2 protein-coding genes are annotated in these 2,808 nt (G+C 61.3%); both read right to left on the bottom strand.

The genetic code is table 11. From position 1 onward, the window contains the following. Window positions 1-7 precede the first annotated feature (7 nt). Window positions 8-1,132 carry a type II secretion system F family protein gene (locus tag KSAC_RS17100; protein WP_132307103.1) on the bottom strand — a complete coding sequence of 375 codons (1,125 nt, stop codon included), beginning with the start codon at window positions 1,130-1,132 and terminating at the stop codon, window positions 8-10. Window positions 1,133-1,200: 68 nt separating this feature from the next. Then, a partial coding sequence (locus KSAC_RS17095; RefSeq protein ID WP_132307101.1) for a GspE/PulE family protein occupies window positions 1,201-2,808 on the bottom strand: 1,608 nt, incomplete at its 5' end.

Below are 2,808 nucleotides of genomic sequence, written 5' to 3'. Positions count from 1 at the left end.
AGGGGATCTACATGCCGCCCATTGACCCGGATCCGGAGCCGATATTGCTTCCGATGACGGCAAGACCCGCCGCGAGCAGCATCATGACGATGGAGAACACGGAGCGTGCCATGTTCGCGCCTGCCAGCGCCTGCTGCTCAAGTGCGTCCGCCCAGGCACGGCTGTTGCTCAGGAGGCGCTCGTAAGCGCCTTTGCCGCCCCAGCTTGCTTCGATATCGTCGATCATTTCGGGCGACGGGAAGTTGTATCCGGTGACGGACATGGCCTCGGGAAGCGATTGTCCCCGTGGCCCGAGATTGGCGAGGATGGCTTCAAGGCGTTCGCGCAGCCATGGTGTTGCGCTATTGGCCTGGTGCTGCAGGGCCTCGGTATCGGGCATGCCGGCGCGTACCAGCGCGATGAATCCTGCCAGCCAGACATATCCCTGGACATTGCGATAGGTGGACCATGGCGGCAGATGTTCGAGGAGCAGGCGTAACGGGCCGGTCAGCCGTGTAAGACTGAACCACAGCAGCACGACCAGCACGAGCATCACGCCCCCGGATACGAAAACCATTTTTCCGGTCGCCATGCCTGAGGCGAGAACGAGTATCTGAAGCGACGTATCGTCGCTCTTCATTATGGAAGATGTCGTGACGAGGCTGGGCACGACCCAGTTCGCGATGACGTAGAGGGACACGAACAGGACCCCCAGATAACTGGCGGGCTGGTAAAGGGCGCTACGCATCGCCTGCATGATTTTGCGGATGCGTGACTTGACGTCACAGACAAGGTCCAGCGCTGCAGGGATATTGTTCGCCTTATCACCCGATACGATCATCATGTATTCATCATCCGGGACATACGGCCGGATGGCTTCGGCGAACGAGAGACCTTTCGTGTTCATGCGCTCACGGATGCTGTCGAGAATGTTTGGCACGGAGCGTTTGCGGCGACGGCGTAGCTGGCGTGCATAGAGTTCCAGCACGCTTTCCGGGGACAGCCCCCAGCCCATGCGCAGGGAAATCATCTGGTAAAGGGTCGCCCTCGCCTTCCAGTTGAAGGACAGGTTTGCGTCGAGCCATTCCGCCACGGCTGTTCTGTGGCTGGCACCTGTTGGTGACACGTCCGAATAGACAATTTTCAGAGCCATGGTTCACGGGTTCCGTCTGTTCGTCGATAGTGTCGCGCAGGTGGTTGTGGGTCCGGACAGGGAGGGGATCACCGCCTCGGCTCTCCCCTGACATGCCTCGCACCGGCCTCGCGTTCGGCCAGCACCACGTCGCGCGCGCGGATGCGGTCGACGGTCTGTGTTACGGTGTAGGGATCGACGAGCCCCCGGAACACGCGCCCCATCGCGGTCTCGACCATGGGAGGATCGACATCTTTCCGTGCCCGGAAGCGGTGGCGCGCTACGGCTGTCCCATATTCGACGAAATCCGACATGAGCTGTTCGTCGGTTTCCACCACCTCGGCGACCGCGGTGCGTCCGGCAATGCCGGTGCCGTTGCAGTGTTCACATCCGGGTCCCATCCTGCGTATGGCGGACGGGTCGTCTCCCCATGTCAGCACGGCCTCACGGGCACGGCGGGTCATGCGTTCGTCACTGACCGTCCACCGCTGCGCGCAGTGTGGACACAGCAGCGGCAGGAGGCGCTGCGCCACGATCCCGCGAACGACCGAGGCGTTGCAGGTGATCCCGAAATTCAGGCGGTCATAATCGAGATTGCGCAGCCGGAGCGGTGCGTCGAACGGGTCGTCGACGTGAAGTGTCGTCATCACGAAATGGCCGGTCTGCGCGGCTGCGAATGTTGTCAGCGCCACTTCGGCATCGCGGATTTCACCGACAACGAGATCGTCGGGATCCATACGCAGGCTTGTGACCTGTCTGGCCCTGAACGCCTGGCCCACGGCCTCGGCATCGCGACCGGAATCACCGCCCGTATTCGCGATATCGAGCTGGATGGCCCATGGCATTGGCAGTTCAACAGGATGTTCGATGGTGACCAGACGGCGGCCGGGCTGCATATCCGCCTTGTTGCGGGCAAGCTCGAAGAGCAGGGTCGTTTTTCCAGAACCGGTTGGTCCCGTGCAGATCAGTATCCCTGATGGGGCGTTCACGATATTGAGGAGACGTTCTATCTGTTCGGGCGAAAACCCGTAGGATTCCAGCCTGAGCTTGCCCGGCGGCCTGCGCGGTGGCCTGAAATCCACCTTGATCGGGGCGGCGGGTTTCCTTGCGTATTCACCGGCTGGCTGAAGACGCAGCACCATGAACTTTCCGCCTTCCGAGACCGGGAAGCACGGGCCACGGACAATACGGACGTTGGACAGGCCCATGCCGCGCAGGACATCGCCCGCGATGCTGCCGTCCTGAAAGGACAGGTCGCTGTACGCGGTTTCACGCGATGCCCCGAGCGAATACATCGCCCGCATGAGGCGATCGGCGTAGGCATTGTCGAACTCGAAGCGGTTCGACGTGACAAGGCTGCCGTTGATGCGGAACTGGATTTCCGTATGGCGGTCCTTGCGCATGATGTGAATGTCGGTGGCGCGCCAGGATGCGGCTTCCCTGAGGAGGTTGAGGGCGTGGTCCCGGACTTCCTCGTCAGCAGCCTCTTCATCGTGGACGCCACCAGCATGGTGTTCATGGTCCAGCCTGTCTGTCACCGTGCTGAGTGGCACCCACTGCACCCGGACAAGACGCATGTTCTTGTGACGGCGGGTGTCATCAAGCCATTCCAGAAAGCTGGTTTTCCTTTTGAGGTTCTCGCTGGCGAGTACCACCTGATTGATCTGGTCAATATAGATCTGCCCCTCAAGGTCCCG

This window comes from Komagataeibacter saccharivorans, from assembly GCF_004348195.1.
Taxonomy (GTDB): domain Bacteria; phylum Pseudomonadota; class Alphaproteobacteria; order Acetobacterales; family Acetobacteraceae; genus Komagataeibacter; species Komagataeibacter saccharivorans.
This window is presented reverse-complemented; position numbering and strand designations above follow the sequence as displayed.